Here is a 5,434-nt window from a genome sequence, read left to right as displayed (position 1 = left end):
AACATCATCTCCAGTTAAACTTAAACTCAAAGCACGAGTTGTAGGAATGCCTAAGTGATACATAGCTTCACTACACAAATATTCTCTAATTGAGGAACGTAAAACAGCTAAACCGTCTGCAGATCTTGAATATGGAGTTTCACCTGCGCCTTTTAATTGTATTTTCCAGTTTGTATTTTGATGTTCAATTTCAAATAAATTAATAGCTCTACCATCACCTAATTGTCCTGCCCAATTGCCAAATTGATGACCTGCATAACACATTGCATAAGGTTTTGTATTTGGATAAACCTCATTCCCAGTAACGATATTTTTAAAAAATTCAGAATTTGTTTCTTCTTTAGAAATGCCTAATTCAGAAGCCATTTCTTGTGAAACATGCAGCACTTTTGGAGCCTTTGTTTTTTTGGGTTCCACATAAGAAAAAACACTTTCTGTTACTTGTCTTCTTGAATTTTCAAGAATTGGATCAGAAGGTAAATTGTTTATAAAAGTATTTTTTAAGTTTAATTTCATGCTAATTTGTCTGCGTGTAACTTTCTTAATTTAGCTAGTTTTGGTTCTATAACAAAGGTGCAATATCCAAAGCCTTGATTGTTTTTATAAAAATCTTGATGCTCTTGCTCAGCTTCGTAAAAAATAGGTAATGGGCTAAGTTCGGTTACGATCTTTTCATCAAAATAAGGTTGAATTTGTTTCAATACTTCTTCAGCAATTTCTTTTTGATGTTCATCATGAAAAAAAATAACAGACCTGTACTGTGTACCTCTATCTGCTCCTTGTCTGTTTAAAGTTGTTGGATCGTGAGTTGTCATAAAAATAACAAGAATATCTTTAAAAGCAATGATATTTGCATCAAAAGTAATTTGAATCACCTCTGCATGACCTGTTAATCCCGAACAAATTTCTCTATACGTTGGTTTGCCTGGAGCATTACCACCTGCATAACCAGAAACTACTTTTTTTACCCCTTTTACTTCTTGGAAAACAGCTTCTGTACACCAAAAGCAGCCACCACCTAAAGTAGCAATTTGTATATTTTTATTCATATTAATTTCACGTGTTTTTTAAATGTATAAAGTCGTAAAAGTTCTTTTTGAATTACAATTCGATTTAAAAAAGGCTTTATCTAATTCCTAAAATGATTAATCAATATTTTAATATTCTGAGCCATCGTGTTTACCAACTTCAAAACCATGCTTGCCTAAATATTGGTTTCCGCTATGAATTGCATCTTCCTCTAAGGTTGTGCCCATAGAATCATTCCATCTATTCAAATAGCCAAAAAGAGAAATAACACCCAGCATTTCTACGATTTCACCTTCGTTCCAATATTTGTATAATTCTTTTTTGATTTCTGCGTTTACGGCATTTGGTACCATAGAAGCTGCCAAAGAAAAATCTAAAGCGGCTCTTTCTGCATCAGAAAAAGCAGCATGGGTTTTATATTCCCAAATGTTATCTAATTGTTCTTGTTCTGCTCCATAACGTTCAGCAGCTCTGATAGCGTGTGCTTGACAATACCTGCACCCAGTTGCGTTGCTAGAAACCCAGGCAATCATACGTTTTAATGCAGAGGTTACTCCCCCTTTATTGTTCATCACAGCTTTATTTAAATTAATAAAGGCTTTAGAAATTAGTGGTCTGTGCTGCATTGTTAATATTGAATTAGGACAAAAACCCAAAGTTTCATTAAAAAAAGTTGCTAATTCTTTGGTTTCTAAATCGTGTTCTGCTGCTAAAGGTTGTACTAATGCCATATTTTATTTTCTTATTAAACTAAAATTTCCTGTTTTTTCGATGGATAATCCATTAATATCCGTTAAAGTTGCTCTAAACCAATAGGTATTAGAAGGTAGATTTTTGCCTTGATAACTTCCATCCCAACCTTGATTGTTTTCATCAATTTTATAAATTAATTTACCAAATCTGTTATAGATTGATATATCTGACGAAGTGTAAAATGTTTGATCATAACCAATAATATTCCAAACATTGTTACTTCCATTTTTATCAGGAGTGAAATATTTTGGGTAACTTAATAAAGAAAACACAAAGCTTTCAGTGCCACAACCGCCAATATCTTTAATAAATAATGTATGAATTCCTGGAGATAAATTTTCAAAAAACGGTTCTCTTTGATAATTGCCAGTTGCATTATCAATGGCAAATTCATAATTACCATTACCTACATTATCTGTTTTTATTTCAATGGAATTATTATCGGAATCATCAGAGATAATCACATCCTCAAAACGTATTGTTGCTTTTTCTGAGTTAACCACAGTAAAATTTTGTTCTGCAGATTCACAGCCAGCTTCTGAAACAGCCTTAACTGAATAATTACCTAATGAGTTTACGTTTATAGAGGCATTATTGTCAGCTAAAAGTTCTCCGTCTTTTTTCCAAATATAGCTGTAATCTCCTTGTGAATTAGCAGTTTCTATAGTCACATTACCTATATCTGTACATAAAATAAAAGTATTTTTTATGAGATCAAATTCAGGTTTGGTATTATTAACCTCAGCAATTACCTCAGTTCTTGTTGAAGCATTACAACTAGAGTTATTGGCTTCAACAAAATAACTGGTGGTTTCAGTTAAAGTTGGAGTTTGAAAAGTGTTTCCAATAAAAATAGGTGTGTTGCTTGTTTGCGATTCATACCAATATACTTGACCACTTGAAGCTTGTGCATTCAAAGAGGCGCTACCAGAACAAATTACATCTCCTGTAGCACTTACAATTTGTGGTTTCTGAATTACTGTAATCGTCACTGGGATTCTTGGTAAAGTAATACAGTTGTTTAGAGTTACGGTTGCGTAATATGTCTTTGTTTCTGTAATGTTATTTACGGTAAAATTATTTCCACGAGCCAATTCTGGCTGAGTTCCAGGATTTGGATTGTCATGCCATAAAATCTCGCCTTCACTAGGTATAGCAGTTATGGTAGCAGAGTCAGATTCACATACAGTTGTACTGGTTGTTGATGTTATTTGCGGAATGTAAATACTAGTTGTTGCAACAATACTTAAAGGTGGATCTGCAGGAACGCCATATTCTACAATGTATCCTTTTGCTTGATATAATCCACCTCCACCTTCGTTGGCTAAATCATTCCAAGAACCAATAATAACGTCATCGACATTTGGATCTGTAATATGGGCATAATCTTCATCTCCGTCGCTATTTGGCTCTCCTTTATTCCAAAAAGCAAAATTAGGTGTAGAACCATTTATTTGTCCTTGCCAAAACACAGTGCCAGCTTCTGGTCCTGTCACCCATTTCCATTCGCCTTCAGTTTCTTCATCACTTGCACCAATCCAGCCAGCACCTGCAGCTTGTTTTCCTGCAAAATCTGCTTCCTCTTGGCTAGTTAATGTTGCTAAATATCCTTTTCTGCCAAAATACGTTCTATTTTCTGCAGCTGTTTTTGCAGCACTCCATGTAATATTTGGAAAATTTACAAATTCATAAAAGTGATCTGTTGAAGGTAAATAATTTGCATCACCTATACTTAATGAGAATGTTTTTTCTATAATTACATTGTTTGCAGAAGTTGTAAAAACAATATCTTTTATGGCATTTTCTAAATCATCAAGTGGAATTTCTCCACCATTAAAAACAGAAGTTAATGTTAGTTTTCCTGCTGTTACATCCCAAGAAGTTTCTAAAAAAGGATGATTTCCTGTTAACTCTAAAAAATCAAAATTAACTTGATAGCCTGAAGAAATCTGAATAAAAAATGAGTCAATACTGTTGTCATCAGGGTCTGTTATGGTAAAATCAGTTACTATATTTATAGGGCTGCCAATACAAAAAGATTGCCTGCCAACAGCTGTAATAGTTGGTGCTTGATCAACTTGAGAACATAAGGTAGAGGTCGATATTAATAAAAGAAGATAAATTAATTTAATGTAAAGCTTAACAGATGTATACATTTTTATGAGTATCTATTTGTGATTTCTTACTTTTGTATTAAAGCACAAGTTAAGACATCAATAATAAAAAAAAGATAAAATATGGTTAAAAATATCGTTACTACAGTTTGGAAAGAAAACATGCAATTTGAATCTGATAATCCAAGTGGTTTAAATTTATTTATGGATGCTGGTGAAGAAAGTGGTGGTAAAGGTGAAGGTTTTAGACCAAAAGCTTTGATGTTGTCTTCTTTAGCTGGCTGTTCTGGTTTAGATGTAGTAAGTTTGTTAAAAAAAATGCATGCAGAGGTTACCGATTTTAAAATTGAAGTAACTGCAGAGTTAACAGATGAACACCCCAAATTTTACAACAAAGTAAAAGTAGATTATCACTTTACTGATGCTGAATTACAGCCAAAAAAAATACAAAAAGCGGTAAATTTATCAGTAACTAAATATTGTGGTGTTATGGAAATGTTTCGCCAGTTTGCAGCTGTTGATATCGAGATTCATTTGCATAATTTAGAGCAATAAACTAAAAAAAATCAACACCATTAAAAAGCTATGAGATGGACATTGAAGCCCAAACCCGATAAAAGAAAAGTAGAAAAATTAGCACAAGATTTACAAGTTGATGAAACGATTGCTACAATTTTATGTCAACGTAATATCGAAACTTTTGAGCAAGCTAAAAAATTTTTTCGACCAACTTTAAAAGATATTTACAATCCTTTTTTAATGAAGGATATGGATATTGCTATAAATAGAATTGAAATTGCCATAGAAAACAATGAAAATATCTTGATATATGGCGATTATGATGTAGATGGTACAACTGCAGTTTCTTTGGTTTATTCGTATTTAAAAACCTTAACAACAAATGTCGCAACTTATATTCCTGATAGATATACCGAAGGTTATGGTATTTCCTATGCAGGAATTGATTTTGCAGAAGACAATAACTTTTCCCTAATCATAGCTTTAGATTGTGGTATTAAAGCGATAGAAAAAGTTGCTTACGCTAATAAAAAGAACATCGACTTTATTATTTGCGATCATCATAAGCCAGGTGAAGAAATTCCTGATGCAATAGCTGTTTTAAACCCAAAAAGAAAAGATTGCACCTATCCTTTTGATGAACTTTGTGGCTGTGGAGTTGGTTTTAAATTGATTCAAGCGCTAGGTGAAAAACGAAATCAGACTATTGAAGATTTTATACCTTATTTAGATTTGGTAGCCACTGCAATAGCAGCTGATATCGTACCAATTATTGATGAAAATAGAGTGTTCACCTATTTTGGATTGCAAGTCATTAATCAAAAACCGCGAAACGGAATTAAAGCGATCATTCATCAAATCAAAAAAAAAGAACTCACTATTACTGATGTAGTTTTTATTATTGCTCCAAGAATTAATGCAGCTGGTAGAATGAAACATGGTAATTATGCAGTAGAATTATTAACAGAAATGGATTTTAATACCGCAATTGATTTTGCTGCTGCTATTGAAATATTTAA

General features: G+C 32.7%; 6 protein-coding genes. 2 read left to right on the top strand and 4 right to left on the bottom strand.

What is annotated here, in order from left to right; genetic code table 11:
- The 4 genes from ACTG3V_RS14930 to ACTG3V_RS14915 all read right to left on the bottom strand — a co-directional run.
- Positions 1-516, bottom strand: a 516-nt coding sequence (locus tag ACTG3V_RS14930; RefSeq protein WP_439132975.1) for a protein adenylyltransferase SelO family protein, incomplete at its 3' end; no start/stop codon positions are given.
- Positions 513-1,049 carry a peptide-methionine (S)-S-oxide reductase MsrA gene (msrA, locus tag ACTG3V_RS14925; RefSeq protein WP_439132974.1) on the bottom strand — a complete coding sequence of 179 codons (537 nt, stop codon included), beginning with the start codon at positions 1,047-1,049 and terminating at the stop codon, positions 513-515. The genes ACTG3V_RS14930 and msrA, both read right to left, overlap by 4 nt.
- A gap of 108 nt (positions 1,050-1,157) precedes the next feature.
- Positions 1,158-1,760: a carboxymuconolactone decarboxylase family protein gene (locus ACTG3V_RS14920; RefSeq protein ID WP_439132973.1), complete on the bottom strand. Its 603-nt coding sequence runs from the start codon at positions 1,758-1,760 to the stop codon at positions 1,158-1,160.
- A 3-nt stretch (positions 1,761-1,763) separates the two neighbouring features.
- On the bottom strand, positions 1,764-3,938 hold the full coding sequence (locus ACTG3V_RS14915) for a T9SS type B sorting domain-containing protein (protein ID WP_439132972.1): 2,175 nt from the start codon (positions 3,936-3,938) through the stop codon (positions 1,764-1,766).
- A gap of 81 nt (positions 3,939-4,019) precedes the next feature.
- Between ACTG3V_RS14915 and ACTG3V_RS14910 the strand changes: the two genes are divergently transcribed.
- A complete protein-coding gene (locus ACTG3V_RS14910) occupies positions 4,020-4,451 on the top strand; it encodes an OsmC family protein (protein ID WP_439132971.1) in 432 nt (143 codons plus the stop codon).
- Between the two features lie 30 nt (positions 4,452-4,481).
- A partial coding sequence (locus tag ACTG3V_RS14905) for a single-stranded-DNA-specific exonuclease RecJ (RefSeq protein WP_439132970.1) occupies positions 4,482-5,434 on the top strand: 953 nt, incomplete at its 3' end.

It is taken from the genome of Polaribacter sp. (genome assembly GCF_965660385.1).
Taxonomy (GTDB): Bacteria; Bacteroidota; Bacteroidia; order Flavobacteriales; family Flavobacteriaceae; genus Polaribacter.
The sequence above is the reverse complement of the archived record's forward strand: the minus strand, read 5'-3'. Positions and strand labels throughout refer to the sequence as shown.